At 38.3% G+C, this 24,362-nt stretch carries 25 protein-coding genes; 19 read left to right on the forward strand and 6 right to left on the reverse strand.

Annotated elements, in window-relative coordinates; genetic code table 11:
• Window positions 1-62: 62 nt before the first annotated feature.
• The 5 genes from DC53_RS06245 (at window position 63) to ubiA (ending at window position 5,600) form a co-directional block, all read left to right on the forward strand.
• Entirely contained in the window at window positions 63-1,199 is a 1,137-nt protein-coding gene (locus DC53_RS06245; protein ID WP_033030909.1) for a hypothetical protein, read from the forward strand.
• A gap of 294 nt (window positions 1,200-1,493) precedes the next feature.
• The gene (locus DC53_RS06240) at window positions 1,494-3,662 is read left to right on the forward strand and encodes a PKD domain-containing protein (RefSeq protein WP_033030911.1); all 2,169 of its coding nucleotides are present in this window, start codon (window positions 1,494-1,496) and stop codon (window positions 3,660-3,662) included.
• Between the two features lie 241 nt (window positions 3,663-3,903).
• Window positions 3,904-4,008 (forward strand): transposase, encoded by a 105-nt coding sequence (locus tag DC53_RS22960; protein ID WP_081824579.1) that lies wholly within the window; start codon window positions 3,904-3,906, stop codon window positions 4,006-4,008.
• A 165-nt stretch (window positions 4,009-4,173) separates the two neighbouring features.
• Window positions 4,174-4,725: a chorismate--pyruvate lyase family protein gene (locus DC53_RS06235; RefSeq protein ID WP_033030935.1), complete on the forward strand. Its 552-nt coding sequence runs from the start codon at window positions 4,174-4,176 to the stop codon at window positions 4,723-4,725.
• Window positions 4,722-5,600, forward strand: coding sequence for a 4-hydroxybenzoate octaprenyltransferase (gene ubiA, locus DC53_RS06230; protein WP_007377866.1), 879 nt, complete (start codon window positions 4,722-4,724; stop codon window positions 5,598-5,600). The genes DC53_RS06235 and ubiA overlap by 4 nt, the downstream gene beginning before the upstream one ends.
• Before the next feature lie 12 nt (window positions 5,601-5,612).
• On the opposite strand, the gene DC53_RS06225 is transcribed toward ubiA, so the two are convergent.
• The 3 genes from DC53_RS06225 to DC53_RS06215 form a co-directional block, all read right to left on the reverse strand.
• The gene (locus tag DC53_RS06225; protein WP_007377865.1) at window positions 5,613-6,233 is read right to left on the reverse strand and encodes a 2OG-Fe(II) oxygenase; all 621 of its coding nucleotides are present in this window, start codon (window positions 6,231-6,233) and stop codon (window positions 5,613-5,615) included.
• 94 nt (window positions 6,234-6,327) lie between these two features.
• Entirely contained in the window at window positions 6,328-7,212 is an 885-nt protein-coding gene (locus DC53_RS06220; protein ID WP_033030912.1) for a LysR family transcriptional regulator, read from the reverse strand.
• 385 nt (window positions 7,213-7,597) lie between these two features.
• A complete protein-coding gene (locus tag DC53_RS06215) occupies window positions 7,598-8,020 on the reverse strand; it encodes a DUF2721 domain-containing protein (RefSeq protein ID WP_007377863.1) in 423 nt (140 codons plus the stop codon).
• Window positions 8,021-8,104: 84 nt separating this feature from the next.
• Here DC53_RS06215 and DC53_RS06210 point away from each other — a divergent pair, with 84 nt between their 5' ends.
• The 3 genes from DC53_RS06210 to tsaD are packed head-to-tail and all read left to right on the forward strand — an operon-like array spanning window position 8,105 to window position 10,095.
• Window positions 8,105-8,458, forward strand: a complete 354-nt coding sequence (locus DC53_RS06210; protein ID WP_033030914.1) for a putative signal transducing protein — start codon at window positions 8,105-8,107, stop codon at window positions 8,456-8,458.
• Window positions 8,451-9,041, forward strand: a complete 591-nt coding sequence (locus tag DC53_RS06205) for a YjaG family protein (protein ID WP_008134889.1) — start codon at window positions 8,451-8,453, stop codon at window positions 9,039-9,041. Before DC53_RS06210 ends, DC53_RS06205 begins: the two co-directional genes overlap by 8 nt.
• A 40-nt stretch (window positions 9,042-9,081) precedes the next feature.
• Window positions 9,082-10,095, forward strand: coding sequence for a tRNA (adenosine(37)-N6)-threonylcarbamoyltransferase complex transferase subunit TsaD (tsaD, locus tag DC53_RS06200; RefSeq protein ID WP_033030917.1), 1,014 nt, complete (start codon window positions 9,082-9,084; stop codon window positions 10,093-10,095).
• Between the two features lie 11 nt (window positions 10,096-10,106).
• Here tsaD and plsY read toward each other — a convergent pair whose 3' ends face one another.
• Entirely contained in the window at window positions 10,107-10,718 is a 612-nt protein-coding gene (gene plsY, locus DC53_RS06195; protein ID WP_033030919.1) for a glycerol-3-phosphate 1-O-acyltransferase PlsY, read from the reverse strand.
• 247 nt (window positions 10,719-10,965) lie between these two features.
• Here plsY and folB point away from each other — a divergent pair, with 247 nt between their 5' ends.
• From folB to trmB, 8 genes are all read left to right on the forward strand, one after another.
• Complete coding sequence (gene folB, locus DC53_RS06190) at window positions 10,966-11,325, forward strand: dihydroneopterin aldolase (protein ID WP_033030921.1); 360 nt, start codon at window positions 10,966-10,968, stop codon at window positions 11,323-11,325.
• A complete protein-coding gene (gene folK, locus DC53_RS06185) occupies window positions 11,326-11,814 on the forward strand; it encodes a 2-amino-4-hydroxy-6-hydroxymethyldihydropteridine diphosphokinase (RefSeq protein ID WP_033030922.1) in 489 nt (162 codons plus the stop codon).
• Window positions 11,811-12,611: an undecaprenyl-diphosphate phosphatase gene (locus DC53_RS06180; protein ID WP_033030924.1), complete on the forward strand. Its 801-nt coding sequence runs from the start codon at window positions 11,811-11,813 to the stop codon at window positions 12,609-12,611. The genes folK and DC53_RS06180 overlap by 4 nt, the downstream gene beginning before the upstream one ends.
• A gap of 179 nt (window positions 12,612-12,790) precedes the next feature.
• The gene (mpl, locus tag DC53_RS06175) at window positions 12,791-14,146 is read left to right on the forward strand and encodes a UDP-N-acetylmuramate:L-alanyl-gamma-D-glutamyl-meso-diaminopimelate ligase (protein WP_008134879.1); all 1,356 of its coding nucleotides are present in this window, start codon (window positions 12,791-12,793) and stop codon (window positions 14,144-14,146) included.
• Between the two features lies 1 nt (window position 14,147).
• Complete coding sequence (locus tag DC53_RS06170; RefSeq protein ID WP_033030926.1) at window positions 14,148-14,768, forward strand: flavin prenyltransferase UbiX; 621 nt, start codon at window positions 14,148-14,150, stop codon at window positions 14,766-14,768.
• On the forward strand, window positions 14,768-15,697 hold the full coding sequence (locus DC53_RS06165) for an ABC transporter ATP-binding protein (RefSeq protein ID WP_033030928.1): 930 nt from the start codon (window positions 14,768-14,770) through the stop codon (window positions 15,695-15,697). Before DC53_RS06170 ends, DC53_RS06165 begins: the two co-directional genes overlap by 1 nt.
• Window positions 15,698-16,465, forward strand: coding sequence for an ABC transporter permease (locus DC53_RS06160; protein ID WP_007377852.1), 768 nt, complete (start codon window positions 15,698-15,700; stop codon window positions 16,463-16,465).
• The gene (gene trmB, locus DC53_RS06155) at window positions 16,465-17,133 is read left to right on the forward strand and encodes a tRNA (guanine(46)-N(7))-methyltransferase TrmB (protein ID WP_007377851.1); all 669 of its coding nucleotides are present in this window, start codon (window positions 16,465-16,467) and stop codon (window positions 17,131-17,133) included. The genes DC53_RS06160 and trmB overlap by 1 nt, the downstream gene beginning before the upstream one ends.
• 13 nt (window positions 17,134-17,146) lie before the next feature.
• Here the strand turns inward: trmB and DC53_RS06150 are convergent, their stop codons facing one another.
• On the reverse strand, window positions 17,147-19,030 hold the full coding sequence (locus DC53_RS06150) for a bifunctional diguanylate cyclase/phosphodiesterase (RefSeq protein ID WP_007377850.1): 1,884 nt from the start codon (window positions 19,028-19,030) through the stop codon (window positions 17,147-17,149).
• Between the two features lie 272 nt (window positions 19,031-19,302).
• On the opposite strand from DC53_RS06150, the gene panP reads away from it, so the two are divergent.
• Complete coding sequence (gene panP, locus DC53_RS06145) at window positions 19,303-20,928, forward strand: pyridoxal-dependent aspartate 1-decarboxylase PanP (RefSeq protein WP_007377849.1); 1,626 nt, start codon at window positions 19,303-19,305, stop codon at window positions 20,926-20,928.
• 277 nt (window positions 20,929-21,205) lie between these two features.
• On the opposite strand, the gene argE is transcribed toward panP, so the two are convergent.
• On the reverse strand, window positions 21,206-22,360 hold the full coding sequence (argE, locus tag DC53_RS06140; protein ID WP_007377848.1) for an acetylornithine deacetylase: 1,155 nt from the start codon (window positions 22,358-22,360) through the stop codon (window positions 21,206-21,208).
• 221 nt (window positions 22,361-22,581) lie between these two features.
• Here argE and argC point away from each other — a divergent pair, with 221 nt between their 5' ends.
• Both argC and argB read left to right on the forward strand, forming a co-directional pair.
• The gene (gene argC, locus DC53_RS06135; protein ID WP_007377847.1) at window positions 22,582-23,592 is read left to right on the forward strand and encodes an N-acetyl-gamma-glutamyl-phosphate reductase; all 1,011 of its coding nucleotides are present in this window, start codon (window positions 22,582-22,584) and stop codon (window positions 23,590-23,592) included.
• Entirely contained in the window at window positions 23,593-24,360 is a 768-nt protein-coding gene (gene argB / locus DC53_RS06130; protein WP_007377846.1) for an acetylglutamate kinase, read from the forward strand.
• Window positions 24,361-24,362: the final 2 nt, after the last annotated feature.

Raw genomic sequence — 24,362 nt, forward strand, 5'->3', positions numbered from 1 at the left:
CGAATATTGAGTTATTGCTTCCTCGCCCTTTGCCTCTGCAAACCATTTACAGGAATTTATGTATGCACTTAATAACCATATTAATAGTGCTCTGTGGCCTGTTAAGCTTTTACGCAAATGGACATACCTATTACTCTTTAAATACCGAACAAGAACAGCTTGGACACGGGTTTGAGCAGAAATTAGGCATACCGCTTGAACCATGCCTCGATGGTCAGTGGCAATTTCAAGGCGGTAGTATGGGCGATTTGGCTTATCGTGGCGACTTTGACTCAGATACCATGATCAATACCATCACAGGCAGCGTAAAGGCTGGTATCAACTTGGTTATTTTTGGAGGTTCAGCCAAATTTTCCATGCGCAGGAAAGTAACAAAAAATAGAAATTCTGCCGCCTCGGCAGTAGAATTAACCTATGAAAAAGGAAGTTATAACTTTGAAAATAGAACGACTAAAATGGCTATTCAAGGGCTACTAAATACAGATCCAAATCAAGTAAGAAGTCGCTGTGGTGACAGCTTTATCCACAATATCAAACTCGGCTCGCGTATCTATGTAACAGCCAAACTCCATTTTAAAGATCGCGCTAAATACGAATGGTTTCAGACTAAAATCAAAGTGAAGTTTCTTTTTTTTAGTAAGACTTTTACTAAAACTAAAGTATTTCAAGAAGCTACCAAAGATGCTGTATATACTATTCAGGTGAACACCGATGGTGGTATGACGCCAGAACTAGCAGGGCTAAGTAAAAATGGCACTATGCATTGTAAAACCGATAATCTAACTCCTTGTATAACGTATGCCGATAATTTGTTTAGCTATTTATTTGATGGTGGTGACTATGTTGATGATCTTAAAGACGAACATTTAAATATTTTAAAGTATGAAGTCGAAAGTTACGAGGATTCTGGCCATTATGACTTAGCCTATGCTGGTCAAGCTGCAATATCTGAGCGCTATATTGCGCTGTCCGCAAGGCTCAGAAGCTATCAAGATTTAGTTTATGACGAGATAGAGAGGTTGAGTGCGTTTAAAGCGGTATCTGAAGAGCCGCTTGAAATCGAGCAACTAGCAGCGCGTATTACTGCACGTAATACTCAACGTATCGGACTTGAGCAAGCTGGCGAGTATTGTGCAATTTTGCCCGGAACAACTCTTTGCGAAAGCCGTATTGAATCTGCGATAGCGAACGTTGACTAGTTGAACAAATATTTGGAAGAATATCTGCGATACTGCACGGTCTTAACCCGTTGTCTAGCCACATTAGTTAGATTGCTCTTTAACTAATGGGGTTATTTAACCTGAATTTGGATGAAAAATAGGCTAATTGAAACCTCAAGTTACTTACACACTACAGTCTATAATTTAGCCTAATAAATTGAAAAAATAGCGTATTTGTTCTAGAGTGTAAACTTAATGATAAAAAGCTAAAGTTAACTCATATTTCATTGATTTATAATGTCTTTTTATATGCCCATCGACTAAGGATAGCCAATGACTTTTTTTAAATCACTTTTATTGCCGACAAATCTCATCCAATTAAATCTTATTCGATTTAAACAATTCACCTCTATATTTATTACTTTATTCCTCGTTTCGTGTGGGGGCGGCAGCTCTGGCTCTCCTGAGATAAAACTACCGCCAATTGAAGAACCGCTAAACTCTGTTACTGAAGTACCAACAAATCAAATATTACATGCGTTTTTTCGTGATCAAGATAGTTCTATTGGCAAACTATCTGGCAGCGTAACTATTGTCGCGCCTGAAGTTATTGATAGTGACCCCGCTAGAGTTGAGTCTGTATGGGCTTATTGGGTAGATGAGCAAGGAAATAAACAGGGTGATGCTTGGTTAAAAACTATGAAAAAATCGGTTTACGATCTTGATATTCCAGAGGATACAAGTATACCTGAAAATACCAATGCGTTACTTCTTTTGCCGGTAAACACCATTGGACAGGCCACGAAAGGTACCCTTATTCCCTTTCATGATTTCATCGGTAATGCTGAATTATCGGGGCCTGGTGGAAATAAAGTTCACACTTGGGATTATGGCGTTGGTCGCAAGAAAATTTCAATTCAACGCACAGAAGAGCAAGGTGGATTATGTATTTTTGATAATGGTTTAGTTAGTATTACGCATATGAATAATACTAAGGATGAAGTTGGGGAGAGTTATAATCGTAACGAACTCCCTAACGATATTAATGAGAATGCCTTCCCTCCTTATTCCTTTTTATGTGGTACGCAGCCAACACATTCCGAAGATATGATTTCTGATGAGACTGGGGTTTGGACGTATTCAACGCTAAATGACGCCATGTTTTACGGCACACTAGTTTACAATAGCTTTGTTAAATACCTAGGGGAGCCGCCACTGGAGGACAAAATTAGAATCCGTGTCCACTATGGTCAACAATATGAACAAAGCGCCTTTTGGGATGGCGCATATGCCAACTTTGGTGATGCGTATCCATTATTTTACTCTATGGCTTCACTTGACATCATTGCGCACGAAGTAGGCCATGGAGTTTTAAATAGAATATCTGATTTAAATCGATTCGATCATGAAATTAGTACTGATGCTCGTACCTTGCATGAAGCCTTTGGCGATATCTCAGGTGTAATGGCAAAATACGAGTTTACGGGACATTCAGATAATTGGATTCACGGCCAAGAGAATGGCGGCTTTATTCGTCATCTCGATCAGATAAAAACTGAAAATGGTGCAATTGATAGCTTTCTTGATTATGAAGAGGCTGGTGATAATTTCTATTTACGCATTGGTATGATCACCTACCCATTTTATTTACTATCAAATCAATGGGGAATAGAGCCTACCTATAAAGTGTATTTAAATTCAGCGAAGGTCTGTTGGAGTGCGTTGACCACACTAACTGAAGCTGCAGAATGTATTAAACAGCAAGCAGGTGTAGCTGGCTTATCTGAAGAAGATGTTGTTGAAGCTTTTAAGGTGGTAAAAATAAAACTTTTTGACCAAGGCGTGCTTAGCTATTTTAATGCAGAGAAAATTAAATTACGCACTCAGTTTACCGATGATAGCCGCTCAACGAGTCAAGTAGTTCAATGGTTATGGGATTTTGGAGACGGCCAAACTTCAACAGAAGCAAGCCCCGAGCATATATTCGCAGAATCTGGAAGCTACCCAGTTAAGTTAACAGTAACTGATCAATCCGATGATCAGGATACCTTTGAACGGCTTATTCAGGTAACAGATGAGTATTGTTCAATAAACTCAGCTAGCGTCGATAAGCACATCACTCATGTTTTAATTGGTGATAACAACATTAATTATAGTTCAACAGCATGGGACTATACCCAAATGCCTATAGAGCTAATAGATCCCAGCAATACTATCATTAATATTCAAGGAGATACTGAAGTAACAGAGCGATCTACCTCATGGAAAGTCTGGATTGACCTCAACGATAATGGAATTTATGGCGATGAGGTTAATGAGCTTGTCGTAGATGAATTTGTCGAAGAGGGGCAACCTTATGGCCTTAATACTATACTCGATTTATCAACGCTGCCAAGGAGCCGTCAGGCTAAATTTATGAGAATTATTGGTGACTATGCCGTTTTTGGTCCTTGTTCTTCGAGTATAGGGGAAGCACTAGATTTAAGAGTGAGTTGGCAGTAAATTCGGTTAATACACCCTATTGAGTCGAGCTATTTATACTAGAGCGCGCTGAACTTTGAGGTATGAAAATAAATAGCATGAAAGAAAGGCATAATTGAACTCGCTAAAAAACGATACACCAAATCTTAATACCAAGATTAATGTTCACAGGCGTCATGGATATCTTATCAAAAGTAATGTGCTTAAGTGGTCGAATTTATAATCAGCTTGATCATAGAAAAACGCTTGAAAGCATTATAATCTGTGCACAGATATTCCATGGCGAGATCTGACTTTTTACTTTGGTGCATGGAGTGCCATATGGAGGCGGTTTAACTTATGGACTAAAAAAGATATTTTGAACTAATTGTTTCGCTTATTATCTCGCGCTGCGATTAAATCGTCCCTAAGTTGAACAATTTTCCATCTTGAAAGGTCAACACGCCCTCGTTATTTACGATAATGAATGATCACTTTTTCAAATGCTTTGGCAATGTTATTATCGCGTTGGATTTTATTTAATAGAGTTATCGTGATTACTTTCCCTATTTCGTTATTAGTCAATTGGCAATGCACATCACAAGTAAGTGATTTATCATCCTCTGAACGTGAGTGGCTTTTTGAGCCACATTCCTTAACAGTTAAATTAAAAAGCAGGGCGCAAGTATTTAGCGTAAAAGTGCTCAGTGAAAAAATTTTTGATTTAACACTTGAGCAAAAAGCATTGCTTGGCTGCGAAGCCTCAACGGCATTAAACCGAGAAGTACTTTTATTGTGCGATAATATTCCCATGGTATATGCACAAAGCTGGCTGCCAGATAATCAATTATCAAATCAACCAAAAAACCCTCTGCATAATATGGGGGATCGCCCATTAGGCGATGTTATTTTTCAAAATCCAGAGCTCGTGCGCAAAGAGATAGAAGTCGCTCGTTTTGATACAGAGCACCCGATACAGCAATTAGCATTACAACTAAACTTACCAATACAAAAGTTGTTAGGCCGACGTAGCGTATTTTCGCTTAAAGATTACAATTTTTTGGTCTGTGAAGTGTTTTTACCTGGAGCGTACCTTTACTCATGAAGCTAGCAACCTTAAAGTCACAGCATCTCCCTTACTACATACAACTTATGCGTGTAGATAAACCAATTGGTACACTATTGTTACTTTGGCCAACCTATTGGGCTTTATGGCTTGCTAATGATGGAATGCCTAGCTTAGTCAACTTTGTTGTATTTACGCTTGGCGTTATCGTTATGCGAAGTGCAGGTTGCGTAATAAATGATTTTGCTGATAGAGAGATAGATGGCTCAGTAAAGCGGACCGCCCAGCGTCCATTGGCTTCGGGGCTGGTTAGCAGTGGTGAAGCACTTAGTTTGTTTTTACTATTAATAGTCATAGCATTTATTTTAGTGTTGATACTCAGTTTTAATACTATTTTACTTTCTTTTGGTGCGTTGGCATTAGCCTTTTGTTATCCGTTTATGAAGCGCTACACACAGTTACCTCAAGTTGTACTCGGGGCAGCATTTGGCTGGGCAATACCGATGGCTTATATGGCTTCGATAAATGCACTTCCTTTACAGGCTTGGTTATTATTTATTGCTAATATTTGCTGGACGGTAGCCTACGACACAATGTATGCAATGGTAGACAGAGATGATGATTTAAAAATAGGCGTTAAATCGACGGCTATTTTGTTTGGTGAATACGATCGTCACATCATTTTTTTCCTTAATATGACCTTTGTAGTTATAGTGGCTTTTATAGGTTTTATTAATGAACTATCAACTGCATTTGGAGTTGGATTAAGTGTCGCTGCTGGTTTGTTGTTTTATCAGCAAACACTTATCCACAAACGTGAGCGCGGGGCATGTTTTAAAGCATTTTTAAATAATCACTATGTTGGATTAGCTATTTTTATAGGTTTATTGTTTTCGTATCCAATGGCTATTTAGTTTGAGTCATTTTTAGCGAGGCGGATCAATAATGCCGCTGATAGATGCGTTTTTTCTAAACCACCCAGCAATTGAATAACGATTATCTATGGCTGGCAATACCTCATGTACAAAACGCTCACTTTCAAATAAAACCAATGTACCGGCTTGAGGTTTTATTATTATTTCAATTTCTTTGCTTTTGGTTTTGTAGACAACAAGCTCACCACCTTGTGCTGGAGTATTTAGGTAAAGCACACTGGTAAAAACTCTGTTTGAGCGGCCTTTAAAAGCATCAACGTGTTTTTTATAAAAATCACCTTCAGTATATTTTGCATAGTGGCATTCATAGTCAAATAAGCCCATGAAAAAAGTACGGTTAAGCGTTGTACGAATACTTTCCATAGTCGCTTGATAAGTTAATTGCGCTTGTGAGGTACCATCAAACCAAAAGGTCTTATCTTTGCGGATAGTATCGTCAATTTGTAAATTATTTAAACGGCCAATACCAGCGAGGCTAAATTGAGGATTTATACGATAACAGTCAGCCATTAAATCAATAATAAGCTCTTCATTTATAGCATTAGGTATAACAGTGTAGCCAAGCTCTTCGATATCATTTAAATAAGTATCGTCGGCTGAAAAGTTAATCATTCAAGTGGGTCATTTTTTGAAGGTGCGACAGTGTAGCTCAAAAGAAGTTAAAAGCTATCACTTTGTGTCGCACTTATCTCAAGACAAAACGAGGTTAGTTGATTGTCGTTGCGGCTTTTTTAATGAGAGATAACAGTTGATCTATATGTTCATTAACAGCTGTCTGTTTGTTTGTTTGTACGACTAACTGTTCGTGGCTTAAACTCTTATTTGTTTTTAGCTGAATTAACTCAGAGTGCTCTGCTACAGCATTCGTATGCTCTATGCTAGCAATAGCAAAGTGGTCTGACTTTTCTAAACCAGCTATGACCTGTTCAATACTACCCACTTTAATGCTTGATGACTTATTTAAAGAGTCAATTGCTTCATTTAGCATTGTTTGAACTTGTTTTGATTGCGAAAAGCAACCATACATCGGGAAGCTATCAAGGTCGTGCTTACTAATGTCATTTTTTTGAGCTAATGGGTGATTTTTAGATACGAATAAAATGAGTTGATCTGGTAAATGTATATCACTGCCAATACTATTAATCGCTTGTGAATATACGCTAATATCAATTTCACCTAGTTGAAGCTTTCGGCTCAGTTCGTGTTCTTCTTGCAGTTGCATTTCTATTTTTACATGTGGGTACTGTGCTAAAAATTGCCCGCAAGAAATAGGTACAACATTACTTGCTTTATTGGTGTAACCAATAATTAATTTCTCACCTGTTTTTCCACTTACGGATTGAAAAATAAGCTTTTTAGTAAGCTCTAGCTCAGATAAAGTGTTTTTTGCGTAATCAAGGAATAGCTCACCTTGCTGAGTTAGCTTTACAGAACGAGTTGAACGTTTAACTAGTTCGTATCCCATTTCATCCTCAAGTGTTTGAATACTTCGCGTAAGTGCGGAGGTGCTGATTTGGGTTTGTTCTGCTGCTTGTCTGAAATGGCGTAGTATGCCGAGTGCTACAAATTGTTCTAATTGTTCAAATCTCACTTTATAGTCCCTTTTTATAAGTAAGTCGCGGATGCCGCGAACATCAATTATATTAATTTTTAGCTAAACAAAATAGTAAAATTTAATATCTAAATGCGTTTGCAAATTTATGACAAATTTTGGTCAGGATATCCCCCTTTTAATATTTATCAAAGAGGTAAATTGTTAAAAAGTATTATCCTTTAGCCTTGAAACTCATGATTTATTACTTACCTAGTATCCTTTTTAGGGATAAGTAAATCATAAAAAAGGCTTTGTAATCAATTTTTTATATATTCTAGTAAAGACGAACATTCTAAATTAAGAAAAAAGTATGCCACATAATAGGGTATTGATTAAGCACAATTTACGAATAGTTGAATGAACATTGACACATATCAGCTTTTTATTTAACAAAGTTACGATTAACACGGTTGCTTAATGGTTTGTTTTCTATGCTTTGGAGTTCTATTTCAATAGCATCACATGATATGTGGATTTCAAATAAAGAGGTTAATAACGATAAACTTAAGCAAGTTAAGCTAACACCAAATAAAATAATGCCCGCTGTATTAAATTCAATAAATAGTGCAAACATGGATAAAGTGCATAATAAAAATGATGCCACACCATATACTTGCATAGTTCTAATTAGCTTAATACGCTTTCTCAAGTTTGTTATTTGCGCGACGACAACGGGACGAATTGACTCTCCTTCTCGTGCATTTAGTTCCCGAATTAATTGTGCTAATACTAAAAATCGGTTTGTGTAGGCAAGTAATAACAATGATATTGCAGGAAAAAGTAAACCTGGAGTGGTGAGTGTCATAATGTATCCTTAAGTGGTATTACTAGCTTTAATTTGTACAGCGTAACGCAAGATATTGTATACATAAAATAAACGAGGTGGAAATTGCAAAATACTAATAATACAAACGAAACAGTAGGCTCTTTTCAATGGGTAACAATTTATAAAGCCGAAAATACCCTTGAAGCTAATATTCTTAAAGGTTTAATACAAACAAGTGGTATTGAATGCCAAATTAAAGGAGAGATGTTGCAAGGCGCAATGGGAGAAATCCCATTTGATCAAACCCAAGTTAGCGTGCAGGTTTATGCGATAAAAGAGCGCCATGCGCGACAAATATTGGTAAACTATCAACAAGTAAAACAATCCGCTCCAGATTGGGTATGCCCTAACTGTAATGAGCATAATGGATCAACATTTGATTTTTGTTGGTCATGTGAGACATTAAAGAATGACTAAAGCAAATAATTTTCAGCGTATTAGAGAGCTAAACTATTTACAAAAAGCCGTTTTAGCGAGTGCTTTAATTGAGCGAATGCTGCCAAATTACGGTTTATTTAGCGAAGCAACAGGGTTTGGTGACGAAACCTTATTACGAAATTCGCTTAATGTTTGTTGGGAAAAAATATTACTACCTAAAAGTAAAATAGATCTCGAGAAACAAGTTGAAAAAATAGAGCCAAATGTTCCTGAACTTGCTGATTTTGATATGTTTGGTACGTATCCAGCTATTGATGCAGCAACGTCGTTACTTAGCTTAATGCACGGTTTAATGGCGCAAGACGAGCAAGAGTTCATTAGTGTAAGTAAAATATCGCAAGCGACCGTTGCGCGTTTTATTGAATACCAAATGACAGTTGAAGGTGAAATCGCAGATAATACCGCCGTTAGAGAGCACCCATTAATGCAGTACGAGATTGAAGTATTGGGTGAGCTAATTGATTTTGTAGAGAATATGGGGCGTATTACCTCCGATAGCGTAAAGGCACTTAAAAAGTTTGCCCTTGAAGATGGCCAAACAAATATTGGTCTTTCGTTATAAAAATAGTTTAGTAATAATTTAAAAAGGCTGGAGAAATACTGTGCGAATTTTAGGCATTGAATCGTCGTGTGATGAAACGGGTATAGCAATATACGATGATGAAAAAGGCTTGTTAGCTCATCAATTATATAGCCAAGTAAAAGTACACGCTGATTATGGCGGTGTAGTGCCGGAGCTTGCATCACGCGATCATGTTCGTAAAACGCTACCGCTTATAGATGCTGCTTTTGCGCAAGCTGGTTGTGGCCCTGAAGATTTAGATGGTATTGCTTATACTGCTGGACCTGGCTTGGTTGGCGCACTACTTGTAGGTACCTCCATTGGCCGCTCTCTAGCATACGGGTGGGATATTCCTGCGGTAGCGGTTCATCACATGGAAGGGCATTTACTTGCCCCTATGCTTGAGGAAAATATCCCTAAGTTTCCGTTTATTGCTTTATTAGTATCTGGCGGTCATACCATGATGGTTAAAGTAGCAGGTATTGGACAATACGAAGTACTAGGTGAGTCGGTTGATGATGCTGCAGGTGAGGCTTTTGATAAAACGGCTAAGTTGCTTGGTCTTGATTACCCCGGTGGTCCGCGCTTAGCTAAAATGGCTGAACAAGGTGTTGCTAAACGCTTTGTATTTCCTCGTCCGATGACCGATAAGCCAGGCCTTGATTTTAGTTTTAGTGGTTTAAAAACAGCTGCATCAATCACTATTCGTGAAAATGATGATGACGAACAAACTAAAGCCGATATAGCGCATGCATTTCAAACTGCAGTTATTGATACGCTTGTTATTAAATGTAAGCGAGCACTTAAACAAACAGGTATTAAACGTTTAGTCATTGCAGGCGGAGTAAGTGCAAATACACAGCTTCGTTTACAGCTTGAGCGCGTTATGAAGGGCATGAAAGGCGAGGTTTTTTATCCTCGCACTGAGTTTTGTACCGATAATGGGGCAATGATTGCTTGTGCGGGTATGCAGCGTTTAAAAGCAGGGCAATTTGCCACGCTTGATATGAAAACAAAACCGCGTTGGCCAATAGATAGTTTGGAAGCTATTTGATACTCGATATATTAAATGTTTTTATTTTCATCTGTGGGTGCTTTTTTAGTGCCCACTTTTGGTTCATCGCCACTAAATAACCTAATAATATTAGTGCGATGACGAAAAATAATTAAGATCGTAATAAAAGCGACTGGTAACGTATAAAGTGGTTTTATTAGCCAAGTATACAAAGGTGCTAAAGAGACCGTAACCAATGCTGCAAGTGATGAATAACGTGTAACTGCAATAATAACTAACCACGTAAAAATAAGTAAACCCGCCAGCGATAAACCAATAGGTAACAATGACCCAAATGCTGTAGCGACTGCTTTACCGCCTCTGAAACTAAAAAACAGTGGATACATATGTCCTAAACACGCAGCAACTGCAATCAAACCTAACTCAAATGGCTCAAACTTTAAAAAATAAGCGCCCCAGACCGGAATCGTTCCTTTTAAAATATCAAAAATTAACACTAAGCAAGCAGGTAATGCACCTCCCAATCTATAAACATTAGTTGCGCCAGGGTTGTTAGAACCATGGCTTCGAGGATCTGGAAGGGAGAATAGTCGTGACACCAATATGGCCGATGAAATTGACCCGAGTAAATAAGCTAAAACAAATATCAAAATGGCTAACACACGCTTCCTTACTTTTTTATTGTTATACCAACCACATTTAATGCAATTGGTATTGCTTTTGGGCTATTATTGGCGGCAAAATTTATCGTAAAAATTATTATGCTTCTTTCATTACTAGCTAACCTAGCTATTTTGCTATTGTAGAAGGATTTTTTACATATTTAAACACTGATTAAAGCATATACAGCATTAATTTTTTTGATGCTTTATATAACAAGTTCAGTCGTTTTGGTTATTTGGAGTATCAATGGACAAGGTATTTATATCTCAATTGCACGTCGACACTATTATTGGAGTGTACGACTTTGAAAAAGAAAGTAAACAGAGCCTTTATTTTGATATTGAAATGCTGAGTGATATTAAACCCGCAGCTGCGAATGACGATATTAATTTAGCACTTGATTACTCAAAAGTAAGTGAGCGAGTTATTGAGCACTGCACTGCTAAACCAGTTGAATTACTCGAAACATTAGTAGAACAATTAGCGCAAATTATTTTGACTGAATTTAATACTCCACAAGTAACAATTAAAGTAAGTAAACCCGCAGCAGTGGCGCAAGCGCAAACTGTAGGTGTTGAAATTACACGCGCTAAGGTAAGTAACTAAATGGCGCAGATTTATATCAGCCTTGGGTCAAATATAAATAAAGTACATTACATGCAATCTGCATTAATCGCACTTGAGAGCCACTTTAAAAAAATTATTCACTCGTCTGTTTTTGAGAGTGAAGCGGTGGGGTTTGCTGGTAATAATTTTTATAACTCAGTGGTTGCAGCGACAACAAATATGGCATTGGCTGATGTATGCGCTCTACTAAAGCAAATAGAACGTGATAATGGCCGTACTGCCAGCGACAAAAAATTTAGCCCTCGGACACTGGATTTAGATTTACTGTTTTACGACGATGTAATTTGCCAAAGCCCTGCACAACTGCCCCGTGACGAAATAACTAAAAATGCATTTGTATTACAGCCTCTGAGCGAGGTTGCTCCTGATTTTTATCACCCTGTAGCTAAACAAACAATTGCCCAGTTATGGAGTGCGTATAATAACCCTCAACAAAAATTATGGAAGGTGGAGTTTTCTAACCCATGAGTATTATTGAAATAATTATTTTAGCCCTCATTCAGGGGTTTACTGAGTTTCTACCTATATCGAGTTCAGCGCATTTAATTCTACCATCGCAAGTTTTAGGCTGGGAAGATCAGGGGCTTGCATTTGATGTCGCTGTTCACGTTGGGACTTTAATTGCGGTCGTTATTTATTTTCGTAAAGAGGTGGCCGATATACTTACTGGGTGGTTTAAATCATTTGGCGCACAAGGTACTACAGATGATAGTAAGTTAGGCTGGTGGATTATTTTAGGCACTGTTCCAGCGGCTATTTTAGGCTTACTGCTAAAAGACTTAGTTGAATTGTATTTACGCAGTGCATGGGTTATTGCCACAACGACCATTGTATTTGGTTTACTCCTTTGGTACGCCGATGCAAAAGGTAAGCAAATTAAAACTATTTACCAACTTAATTGGAAAACAGCGCTTCTCATCGGTTTTGCACAAGCTGTTGCAATGATCCCGGGAACTTCTCGCTCAGGTATTACCATGACTGCTGGTTTAATGCTTGGAATGAATAAGCAAAGCGCAGCGCGTTTTTCGTTTTTACTGGCAATTCCTATTATTTCTATGATGGGGCTATATTACACAATAGAGCTTGCGCTAGGCGATCATGTTGTAGATTGGAACACGTTATTACTAGGTGTGGGGTTATCGTTCCTATCAGCTTATGCATGTATATTTATGTTTTTGAAAGTGATAGAGCGAATGGGTATGCTGCCGTTTGTAATATACCGCTTATTACTAGGTGTTGGCTTGATTGTATTTTTGACAATGTAGTTAACCACCGACGAACAAAAAAGCCTTCTAACTTAAGAAGGCTTTTTTGTTATTAAAGTGTTGTTTTTTGGCATGAGTGAAATGCTTACTCGCAATGGTAACTCAGCACTAATTTTGGCATTATAGCGCCATTAAACTTTACATTACTGTAAAGTGGTCACGCGATTTAAGGAAAGTATATGCATATACATATTTTGGGCATTTGTGGCACGTTTATGGGTGGTATTGCAGCCATAGCTAAATCGTTGGGTCATAAAGTAACCGGCTCTGATCAAAACGTTTACCCGCCAATGAGTACGCAACTTGAAGATCTTGGTATTGAATTAACCCAAGGCTATGACGTATCTCAATTAGATCCAAAGCCTGATATGGTGGTTATTGGTAATGCAATGAGCCGTGGTAACCCGTGTGTTGAATATGTCCTTGATAAAGGTCTGCCTTATACTTCAGGTCCTGAATGGCTTAAACATAATTTATTGCAAAACTCATGGGTGCTTGCTGTAGCAGGGACCCATGGAAAAACAACCACAGCGAGTATGTTGGCATGGGTATTAGAATACGCTGGCTTAAAGCCTGGGTTTTTAATTGGCGGCATAGTACAAAACTTTGGTATATCAGCGAAAGTGGGCGAAACGCCATTTTTTGTTATTGAAGCCGATGAATACGACACTGCTTTTTTTGATAAGCGCAGTAAGTTTGTGCATTACCTCCCACGTACGCTTATTTTAAATAACCTTGAATTTGATCATGCTGATATTTTTGAAGATTTAAACGCAATAAAAAAACAATTTCATCACTTAATGCGTACATTACCCCAAAGCGGCAAGGTAATTTGGCCAAAGCAAGACGTAGCGCTTAATGACGTAATAGCACAAGGGCTTTGGAGCGAAAGCGAAACGCTCGGTGTTGATTGGAATTATGAGCTAATAAAAGCCGATGGTAGTGAGTTTAATGTATTACTTAATGGCGAAAAGCAGGGAGTTGTTCGCTGGCAAGCAATAGGCGAGCATAATGTTAAAAATGCGATAATGGCTATAGCTGCTGCGCGCCATGTGGGTATAGCCATTGATCATAGTATTGATGCGTTAGGAGAATTTATTAGCCCTAAAAGGCGTATGGAGCTTAAGGCTGATATAAATAATATTAAAGTGTATGACGACTTTGCGCATCACCCAACGGCAATTAAAACAACGCTTGCGGGCTTGCGCGCAAAAGTAGGCGATGAAAAAATTATCGCTATTTTAGAGCCGCGCTCAAACACCATGAAAATGGGCGTACACCAACATACATTATTAGATTCACTGCGTGATGCTGACGAGGTACTACTTTTTGAACCAGAGAATCTAAATTGGTCGCTAAAAGAACAAGCAGATAAAGCGGGTATGCAGTGCTTTAACAGTACACAAACAATTATTGATGCAGTGCTTGAAAATATTGAGCCTAATCAACACATTTTAATTATGAGCAATGGCGGTTTTAATGGCCTTCATCAACACCTTGTTAATGGTTTAGCAGCTAAATACAGCGGAGAATAACGTGCAATTTAAAGATAAAATTACGCTCGCTTTTAGTGGTGCATCGGGTGCGCCTTATGGGCTTAGGTTACTTGAAGTATTGCTTGAGCAGCAATTTCAAGTTTACGTACTTATCTCAAGTGCTGCGCGAGTGGTGCTTGATACAGAATCAAACATCAAGCTCTCTGGTAATGAAGATAAAGCCACTGAGCAGTTAAGTACGCTGTTTAATGCCAAACCTGAGCAGCTAAAAGTATACGGTAAAGATAACTGGTTTAGCCCTGTGGCTTCGGGCTCAGCTGCACCTAAAAAAATGGTGGTATGTCCGTGTAGTGCTGGGTCGGTTTCTGCAATTGCAGTGGGGGCGTCAGATAATTTATTAGAACGCGCCGCTGATGTGGTAATTAAAGAACGCGGACAGCTCATTTTAGTGCCTCGCGAAACACCATTCAACGAAATTCATTTAGAAAACATGCTTAAGTTATCTCGTTTAGGGGTGACAATTATGCCAGCAGCGCCTGGTTTTTATCATAAGCCACAAAGTATTGAAGACTTAGTTGATTTTATGGTGGCGAGAATTTTAGATCATTTAAACATTGAACATAACCTAACAAAACGTTGGGGTTATGGTGAGGGTAAATAATGAATAAGCAAAATATTGCTTTAAATATAAAAGGCCTTACCAAGGTTTATAAAAATGGTGTTGAGGCTATTAAAGGCGTTGATTTACAAGTTGAAGAGGGCGATTTTTTCGCTTTACTTGGTCCAAACGGAGCAGGTAAATCAACTACTATTGGTGTTATTTCGTCACTTGTTAATAAAACAAAAGGCAAAGTAGAGGTATTCGGTTGTGATATTGATACCGAGCTAGAAGCTGCAAAAGCGCATTTAGGACTCGTGCCGCAAGAGTTTAACTTCAGCCAGTTTGAAACGCTTAGCCAAATACTGGTTAACCAAGCCGGTTATTATGGTGTGCCACGCGGCGAAGCCCACAAGCGCGCCGATAAATACCTAGCGCAGCTTGGTTTGTTAGAGAAAAAAGACAAACAAGCGCGTACGCTTTCAGGCGGTATGAAACGCCGTTTAATGATTGCCCGCGCACTTATGCACGAGCCAAAACTGCTTATACTTGATGAACCAACAGCAGGTGTAGACATAGAACTTCGCCGTTCAATGTGGGATTTTTTACGCCAAATAAATGAGCAAGGCGTAACGATTATTTTAACCACACACTACCTTGAAGAAGCTGAGTTACTGTGTAAAAACATCGCCATAATCGATAATGGCCGAATTGTTGAAAACACCACAATTAAAGCGTTGCTTGCAAAGCTTGATAAAGAAACCTTTATTTTAGATTTAAAAATGCCTGCAAACCCTGTCACGCTTGAAGGCTATAAATTTACCATGACGGACGATCACACTGTTGAAGTTGAAGTCGCTAAATCTCAGGGGTTAAATGCGGTATTTAGTGCATTAACAACTCAAGGTAATACTGTTTTGAGTATGCGAAATAAAGCGAACAGACTAGAAGAATTATTTGTAGGATTATTAGAGCAAGGGCGGGGCGAATAAATGTTTAAATATGGCGTAGCCTTAAAGAGTTTATGGATTAAAGAGTGCATTCGTTTTTTACGTATTTGGGTGCAAACCTTAGTACCACCGGCAATTACGATGAGCTTATATTTTGTTATTTTTGGTAACTTGATTGGTTCACGGATTGGCGATATGGGTGGCTTTAGCTACATGGAGTTTATTGTACCTGGTCTTATAATGATGTCGGTTATTACTAATTCCTATTCCAATGTAGCCTCTAGTTTTTATTCAACAAAGTTTCAAAAAAGCATTGAAGAGCTTTTAGTTGCACCTGTGCCTAACTACATTATCGTGCTTGGTTATATGGGCGGTGGTATGACGCGCGGTATTATGGTGGGCTTTATAGTTACCTGTGTGTCGTTGTTATTTGTTGATATTCAAATTCATAATATTTTTGTAATTATGGCGACCGTTATTTTAACCTCGGCTGTATTTGCTTTAGGTGGTTTAATTAATGCAATTTATGCAAATAGCTTTGACGATATAAGCATTATCCCCACCTTCATACTAACGCCATTAACCTACTTAGGAGGGGTGTTTTATTCTATATCGTTATTGCCTGAATTTTGGCAAAATGTATCACAAATCAATCCTATAATTTACATGGTTAACGCATTTCGTTATGGCTTTTTAGGCGTGTCGGATGTCGATTTAAGCGTGGCGCTTGGGGTTATTTTAGTATTTATAACAGCGTTATTTACATTAGCGCTTACATTAATTAAAAAAGGTGTGGGGCTAAGACACTAATGAGTGATGCAAATTCACGTAGTATTGTATCTAATCAAGCGGGTATTCACGAAAAGCTTGATGAAATAGTAAATAAGCACTTAGAGGCTGAGTTTAAAAAACCGATTGCAGCGCATACTCAGGCCGCATTTGATGAAGTAAACGCTAAAGTACAGGCCTTTAATGGCCCGCTTATTTTAGACTCGTGCTGTGGCGTGGGTGAAAGCTCAGCTAACTTAGCTAAGCGCCATCCTGATGCACTTGTCATTGGTATTGATAAGTCATCACACCGATTAGATAAGCACGATGTTGAGTACAAGCAAACCGACAGCGGGCAATATATTTTAGTTCAAGCTGATTTAAATGATTTTTGGCGTTTAGCGGTTGCTGCTAATTGGCAACCTACGCACCATTACTTGTTGTATCCAAATCCATGGCCTAAGTCTAAGCATATTCGTAGACGCTGGCATGGCGCGGCTATTTTTCCATTTATTGTTAAGTTAGGTGGTCAATTAGAAGTGCGCAGCAATTGGGATATTTACGTTAAGGAGTTTGCTAGGGCACTTGAATTAACAGGCAACCCTTGCGAAGTAACGCTTTATGAGTCAGACGATGCAATTACGCCTTTTGAGCGTAAATATTGGGCCAGTGGCCAGCAAAGCCACCGACTCATTATTAATTTAACCTAATGTGATGACCAATTTAGCTCATTAATTCTTCATCACTTTGAGAATTAACATGTGGCGCTGGGGGAGCAAAATAAATACCTTGCATCAGCGTCACATTCGCTTTTTTCAGTGCGGTCACTATGGTTGTATTTTCTACTGAACCGGCTGTGAGTTGTAAGCCAAGTTGGTTTGCAAAGCTTGCTATGTGTTCAATAAACAAATAGATATCTTTATCGTTAACAATTTGTTTTATTAAGGCCCCATCTAACTTAATACCATCAACTTCAAGTTTTAGTACGTTAGAAATATTTGAATAACCACTGCCAAAATCATCAATGATTACTTTTACACCCTTTGTTTTAACCATTCCTATGAATGCTTTTACCTCTGAAAAATTAGCTATAGCTTGTGTTTCTAATAATTCTAAGGTGATGTTACTCGGGTGTGGATAACGTTTTAATTCGTCGGCTATAAATTCGCTCAAACTAGGATCAAGCATATCTTGCGCGGTTATATTTAAGCTCCAGCAAATATCTGTTTTTCTAAAGCGGCTAATACATTGTGAGAATATAGTACGGGTCAACAAGCCATCCATTCTTGAACGGGTAACTACATTTAAAAAAGCCTCTGGCTTGAGTATTTCACCACTTGCTGTAACCATGCGCGCTAAACATTCATACTGCACTACGCGTTTAGTGTTTATATCAATAATAGGTTGAAAGTAAGGGACAATACGATTGTTATCAAATGCTTCGCGAACCTCTTTAGCCATTTCTACATTGTATTGATATTGCACTTTTACATCGTGAAGTGCTTTTGAGTAATTAACAACGGTATGACGACCTTGTTTGGCTTGCAGTGCCGCAATATGGGCATTTTCTAATAACAAAGATTTGTTACCGCTGGCTATACCGGCACACAACGTAATATAAATAAACGGGTCGGTTAATAGTGGGGTATTAAAGTTGTAGGTTTCGATTAAGTCGTTAAACTCATCGTACGGAATTTCTTTTGGTGCAAGTAATACCAGTTTATTGGTCGCTAAGCGATAAATATGACAACGAGCAGAGCAGCGACTTTTAAAATGCATGAGCAAGTTTTTCATTACTTTATCGCCCACCTCAGTGCCATAAAAGCTATTTATGTCTTCAATTTCGTTAATCCAAATAACAGCTAATTGCATATGGTGCGCATTACTTTGCTTTAGGAAGTATTCAAGCGCTATATGATTTGCAAAGCCCGTACTGGAGTCTGTTGCTAAAGATCGTTTGAGTAAGTAAATATAAATAGTTGCAACAAGTATAGCGATAAAGAAAAAGAAGCTCGCCATAGCGGCCGCCTTTGATACACTTTCTTTAAGTTTTTGGTTTAAATCATAAATGGTGATATCAGCACCTGTTATGTAGGTTTTACCATTAGTGCTATCAACATAAGGGATAAAAATAGTTTTAAAATGTCCCCATTGATCTGCTGATATTTCAAATACAGGCTCTGTCGAATAAAAAGCACTAATGTTCGCCTTAGTGGCTTCAGGGTAAAGATCTAAAAACTGGGTTACTTTGCCATTGCTTTGGTCTTCTTTTGTATAACTCGATGCACTAAAGTAGACTTTGTTATCTTGAAGTACCATCGCGTATACATAAGCAATGTTGAGTGCTTGGGCAAAGTCAGAAAGTTGCTTACTCTTTTTTTGATAATCAGAAAAACTAATCGTTTTTCCCTGATTAACTTTATTTAGGTATGTATCGCCGAGTATATGCTTAACACTGGTGGCTGCGTTAAGTAAGCGCGTATCAACAGAGTGCATTATATCTGCGCGTGTTGTTTGGTAAGTATAATAAACGTAGGTAAGTAAACTGATTAAAAATAGACTAAAACCCGCCATTAACCAACTTACCCTTACTCTTCCTTTTAGCATGTGCTTCCCTTTTTTGTTATTTTTTTATTATACGCAAAATATATAAATGCCCAATAATTAATTCTTATTTATTGGCAAGGCTTAAATATTAATTAAATTATCACTTTTTTGTCATGTCTTTGTCTGCTTTTATGGCTTTAAGCGAGACATTTTAGTTATATTGCAGTAAAGTTAGCGCAATTAATTAAAAACACTGTTACTTAAAATAACGCCTTAATTTGGCGTGTTTCATAGACAAACACGTGTTTTAGCTACACACACTAGGTATTGAGATGGATCAAAAGCGTTGTGCCGTCGCCTCTAAAGAAAGCCTTAAGCGTATATTTACTGTACCTGAAGCGCCAGACTCAACTTTAAGCAAAATCGAGCTTGAAATTTCGAGTAATTTAGCAGGTTTCTTAAACGAAAATATTGCGGCAATTGAAAAACCATTACATGAAATAGAAAAAGACTTTCAATCGGCAGTGATCCCAGAAGATCCAACGTTTGTATCTGCTTATGCCCAAGACATTATGGAGCAACTTGTTGCGCATTCTGTGCATACAGCTGCGCCTAGCTTTATTGGTCACATGACCTCTGCTTTGCCGCATTTTTTATTACCGCTGTCAAAACTGATGGTAGGGCTAAATCAAAATCTAGTAAAAATAGAAACATCTAAAGCGTTTACGCCTCTTGAACGTCAAGTACTTGGGATGATGCATCATCTAGCTTATGGGCAAGAAGATTCATTTTATTCTAAATGGATGCACAGTGCTAAAACCTCATTAGGTGCATTTTGCTCTGGTGGTACGGTTGCTAATATTACTGCGCTTTGGATTGCGCGAAACCGTTTATTAAAACCGGATGGCGATTTTAGAGGTATAGGCGCACAAGGCTTAATTGCCGGTATGCTGCATTATGGCTATAAAGGTTTAGCGGTATTAATATCAGAACGTGGACATTATTCATTAGGTAAATCGGTTGATTTACTCGGCATTGGTCGCGATAACTTAATTGGTATTAAAACCTGCGAAAATAATAAAGTCGATGTAATAGCGATGCGCGAAAAAGCACGTGAGCTTGAAGCGCAAGGCATTAAAGTAATGGCCATTATTGGGGTCGCGGGGACAACCGAAACCGGTAATATTGACCCACTGGACGAAATGGCCGATTTGGCACAAGATATTAACTGCCATTTTCATGTAGATGCTGCATGGGGAGGAGCGACGCTTTTATCAAACACGCATCGTCCTTTATTAAAAGGAATTGAGCGAGCAGATTCAATTACCATTGATGCACACAAACAAATGTATGTACCCATGGGCGCTGGTTTAGTTTTATTTAAAGATCCTGCTGCAACTGATGCAATAGAGCACCATGCTGAGTATATATTACGTAAAGGTTCAAAAGACTTAGGTAGTCACACGCTTGAAGGTAGTCGCCCAGGTATGGCGATGTTAGTACATGCTTGCTTACGTGTTATTGGTCGTAAAGGCTACGAGATGTTAATCGATCGTAGTATAAAAAAAGCACATTATTTTGCTGGTTTAATTAAAGCAGATGAAGATTTCGAACTTATTTCAGAGCCTGAGCTGTGTTTACTAACGTATCGTTATGTACCTAAACAGATTAAGCAGGCAATAAAAGATGCTGATGCAACAACACGTTTAGACATTTTTGCATCACTTAATCGTTTTACTGCGAGTATGCAAAAGCGTCAGCGGGAGTCTGGTCGCTCGTTTGTATCACGTACACGCCTAACGCCATCTAAATACGATAATCAACCTACTGTTGTATTTAGAGTGGTCCTTGCAAACCCACTTACATCAGGCGCTATTTTAAAAGATATTTTAGCCGAGCAAAAAGAACTAGCTAAAACAGATCCTGTATTTAAAAAGTACCTCAGTAAGTATATGTAGCTAATAGGGTGTAATTTAAAACAAGAAGACGCTTAATTGCGTCTTTTTTTTACTTGGTTACTTAATAAACTTGAGGGATTAAACCTAACGCTAATTTCTTATTTACAACTGTATGAACACAGGAGTAATACCAATCCGCTTAAATATAGGGTCTATTTAACGTTAAGGAAATTACGCTAGAACTAGGCAAAAAATTTTGTATCTAGTTGCTCTAAATAATTATTTTCTGTTGTCATCGATAAGATTTTTTTATCTCAAAATAGGGCACTTAATTAAGTTAATTGATATTAAAACAGCTGGCTTTAATAATGTTACTGATAATTTTTTGTGACGGTTTTATTTTTTCCATTGCTAAAAACTCATCAGGCTGATGGGCTTGATCTATTGAGCCCGGCCCCATAACGATTGTTTCACACCCTAATTGCTGAATAAAAGGTGCTTCAGTACAGTAATTAACAGCTATTGCTTTTTGCCCTGCTATTTTTTCAGCTAATATCACTAAAGCACTGTCGGTGTTGCCAGTAAAGGCTGGTATTGGCTCGTGTAAATCAATTACGCTGACCGCATTGGGGTATTGTTGATTTATCTCTTTCGTTGCATCAAGTATTAATGCTTGTAACTCTTTTACACTCAAACCTGGTAATGGGCGCATATCTATATGCATTTCGCAGCAAGCACAAATTCGGTTAGCGTTGTCGCCGCCATGAATATTACCAAAATTTAATGTTGGGTAAGGTATTTCAAAGTGGCTTAATGAATACTTATGCTTTAACTGCTCTTTTAAGAACAATAATTTTGAAGTCACTTTATGCATGATTTCTATGGCGTTGAGACCACGTTCGGGATCAGAGCTATGACCTGAGCGTCCAATTACTCTAATCGCTGTACTCATATGTCCTTTATGTGTAAATACCGGTGTCATATCAGTAGGTTCACCAATTATACATCGCGCAGGTTTTAAATTTGGGTGCTTACATATTTGCTGTGCACCTGCCATTGTGGTTTCTTCGTCGGCAGTGGCGAGTATTAAGATAGGCTGGGTTTGCTGCTTTTCATCAAGTTCACTAATCGCTTGTAATACAAACGCAAAAAAACCTTTCATATCAATGCTACCGAGCCCATATAATTTATTGTCGAGTTCGGTAAGTTTAAACGGATTATGATTCCAGCGACTATCATCAAACGGGACAGTATCGGTGTGGCCCGCGAGCATTAATCCACCATCTCCTTTGCCACGTTTAGCTAATAAGTTATAGCGACCTTTACCTCCTTCTAATTCAATGATTTCACATGTAAAGCCAAGTGTTTCGCACCACCTCGCAAGTAGTTCAATTACGCTTTTATTACTCATACACTGACTATCTTCAATTGCACTGATAGACGGAGCTGCAATCAATTGTTGATACATAGAAATAAACGATGGCAAAGGCATAAAAAAATCCAAAATAAGTATTCAATTTAATTGCATAACAATATAAAAGTATTTATGATGAATATCAATTCACTTTTTAAGCATAAATATATTAAAGTAACGTTATGAAAACAATGCGACGATAATCAAAATTCATTAATAAAAGGCTAAATTAGCGCCAAGGCTAGTTTAAGCGAACAAGATAGACAAGTAACAACTAATTTTAAGATAACGAGTAACAAATGAATGTAGTGATTATTGGCGCAAGCGGTTACAGCGGCGCAGAGTTAGCAAGTTTAGTTGCTAAACACCCAAACTTAACTTTAGCGGGTTGTTATGTATCAGAAGGCAGCTTAGATAAAAATAAATTGCTAAGTGATTTATATCCTGAACATCTAGGCTTGCTCGACTTACCATTACTCCCTCTTGGTGAATCAGCTTTTGATTACATTCAAACTAGTGCTGACTATGTGTGCTTATGTACAGACCATAAAGTGAGTGTTGATTTAGCACCGCGTTTTTTAGCAATGGGTAAAAAGGTATTTGATTTATCTGGTGGCTATCGCCTTGCAAGCAATGATGATTACGTTACATATTATGGTTTTGAGCACCAACATCCTGAGCTATTAAATAAAGCTGCTTATGGTTTAGCTGAGTGGAATGGCGAAGCTATTGCCAATGCACGGTTAGTCGCTGTTGCTGGATGCTACCCAACGGCCGCACTAAATGCATTAAAGCCTTTGCAACAAGCCGGTTTATTAAGCGAACAGAGTATTATTATTAATGCGGTATCGGGAGTTACCGGCGCAGGGCGTAAAGCCAGTGTAGGAACGCATTTTTGTGAAGTGTCGCTTGCACCTTATGGTTTGTTTAATCATCGCCACGGTCCTGAAATTGAGCAACATCTTGGTCACCAAGTCTTATTTACGCCGCACTTAGGCAATTTTCCTCGTGGTATTTTAGAAACTATTTATGTGCAGTTAAAGCCTGAGGTAACAAGTGAGCAAGTAACACAAGCGTATCAGGTACTTGCCGATGAGCCACTTATTCGTTTATTAGGCGATAAAATCCCATCAATAAAAGGTGTAGCTAAGCAACCTTATGTTGATATTGGTTGGCAGCAGCAAGGATCGCAATTAATTGTTATTGCAGCAATAGATAATTTATTAAAAGGCGCTGCAGGTCAAGCTTTACAGTGTATTAATCTATCAATGAATTTAGAGCATACCACGGGCTTAAAAGGAGCGTTTTAAATGAGTAAAAAAACGTGGGTTATTAAACTAGGTGGTGCTGTACTTAATACAGAAAACGCGGCTAAAGCATTGTTTGATGTACTTAATGAGCAACAAAATGCTCAGTTTGTAATTGTACACGGTGGCGGTGCACTTGTTGATACTTGGCTAAAAGAAGCTGGTTTTGCCAGTGCTAAGCACCAAGGTTTGCGTATCAGCCCTGCAGAGCAAATGCCTTACATCGTAGGTGCACTAGCAGGTTGTGCCAATAAACAATTAATGACTCAGGCTATTAGTGCAGGGCATAAACCGGTTGGGTTAAGTTTGTATGAAGCGGGTGTTACTGCTACTCAAAAGTTAAAAGCACTTTGTTTAGTAGGTAAATGTACAAGTAACGATGATTCTATTATTAACGATTTACTTAAAATTGGCAGGCTACCGATCGTTAGCTCTATCGGTTTTGATGAGCAAGGCCTTTGGTATAACGTAAATGCTGATGAAGCTGCAGCGGCTATTGCTAGTAATTTAAACGCAGAACTTATTTTTATGACTGATGTAGAAGCGGTGCTTGACGCAAATAAGCAGCCCTTACATCAACTTGACACAAAACACATTGATACTTTAATAGATGAAGGAGTAATTGTGGGCGGGATGGAGGTCAAAGTTAAGACCAGCCTTCACGCTGCCCAACATTTACGACGCGGTGTGTATATTTCCAGCTGGCAAAAGCCAGAAAATTTAACTGACTTGCTTGAAGGCAAGCATGTCGGAACTAAAATTACACCATAGGT

The sequence above is a fragment of the Pseudoalteromonas fuliginea genome (assembly GCF_000690055.1).
GTDB classification, from domain to species: domain Bacteria; phylum Pseudomonadota; class Gammaproteobacteria; order Enterobacterales; family Alteromonadaceae; genus Pseudoalteromonas; species Pseudoalteromonas fuliginea.

Coding starts and splice junctions, on each gene's coding strand:
- argE (WP_007377848.1), bottom strand. CDS start 22,360: ATGCCTTTGCCATCGTTTATTTCTATGTATCAACAATTGATTGCAGCT.
- DC53_RS06225 (WP_007377865.1), bottom strand. CDS start 6,233: ATGATTAACTTTTCAGCCGACGATACTTATTTAAATGATATCGAAGAG.
- folB (WP_033030921.1), top strand. CDS start 10,966: ATGGACAAGGTATTTATATCTCAATTGCACGTCGACACTATTATTGGA.
- DC53_RS06180 (WP_033030924.1), top strand. CDS start 11,811: ATGAGTATTATTGAAATAATTATTTTAGCCCTCATTCAGGGGTTTACT.
- ubiA (WP_007377866.1), top strand. CDS start 4,722: ATGAAGCTAGCAACCTTAAAGTCACAGCATCTCCCTTACTACATACAA.
- DC53_RS06215 (WP_007377863.1), bottom strand. CDS start 8,020: ATGACACTCACCACTCCAGGTTTACTTTTTCCTGCAATATCATTGTTA.
- panP (WP_007377849.1), top strand. CDS start 19,303: ATGGATCAAAAGCGTTGTGCCGTCGCCTCTAAAGAAAGCCTTAAGCGT.
- argB (WP_007377846.1), top strand. CDS start 23,593: ATGAGTAAAAAAACGTGGGTTATTAAACTAGGTGGTGCTGTACTTAAT.
- trmB (WP_007377851.1), top strand. CDS start 16,465: ATGAGTGATGCAAATTCACGTAGTATTGTATCTAATCAAGCGGGTATT.
- DC53_RS06160 (WP_007377852.1), top strand. CDS start 15,698: ATGTTTAAATATGGCGTAGCCTTAAAGAGTTTATGGATTAAAGAGTGC.
- argC (WP_007377847.1), top strand. CDS start 22,582: ATGAATGTAGTGATTATTGGCGCAAGCGGTTACAGCGGCGCAGAGTTA.
- DC53_RS06165 (WP_033030928.1), top strand. CDS start 14,768: ATGAATAAGCAAAATATTGCTTTAAATATAAAAGGCCTTACCAAGGTT.
- DC53_RS06150 (WP_007377850.1), bottom strand. CDS start 19,030: ATGCTAAAAGGAAGAGTAAGGGTAAGTTGGTTAATGGCGGGTTTTAGT.
- DC53_RS06240 (WP_033030911.1), top strand. CDS start 1,494: ATGACTTTTTTTAAATCACTTTTATTGCCGACAAATCTCATCCAATTA.
- DC53_RS06205 (WP_008134889.1), top strand. CDS start 8,451: ATGACTAAAGCAAATAATTTTCAGCGTATTAGAGAGCTAAACTATTTA.
- mpl (WP_008134879.1), top strand. CDS start 12,791: ATGCATATACATATTTTGGGCATTTGTGGCACGTTTATGGGTGGTATT.
- DC53_RS06245 (WP_033030909.1), top strand. CDS start 63: ATGCACTTAATAACCATATTAATAGTGCTCTGTGGCCTGTTAAGCTTT.
- folK (WP_033030922.1), top strand. CDS start 11,326: ATGGCGCAGATTTATATCAGCCTTGGGTCAAATATAAATAAAGTACAT.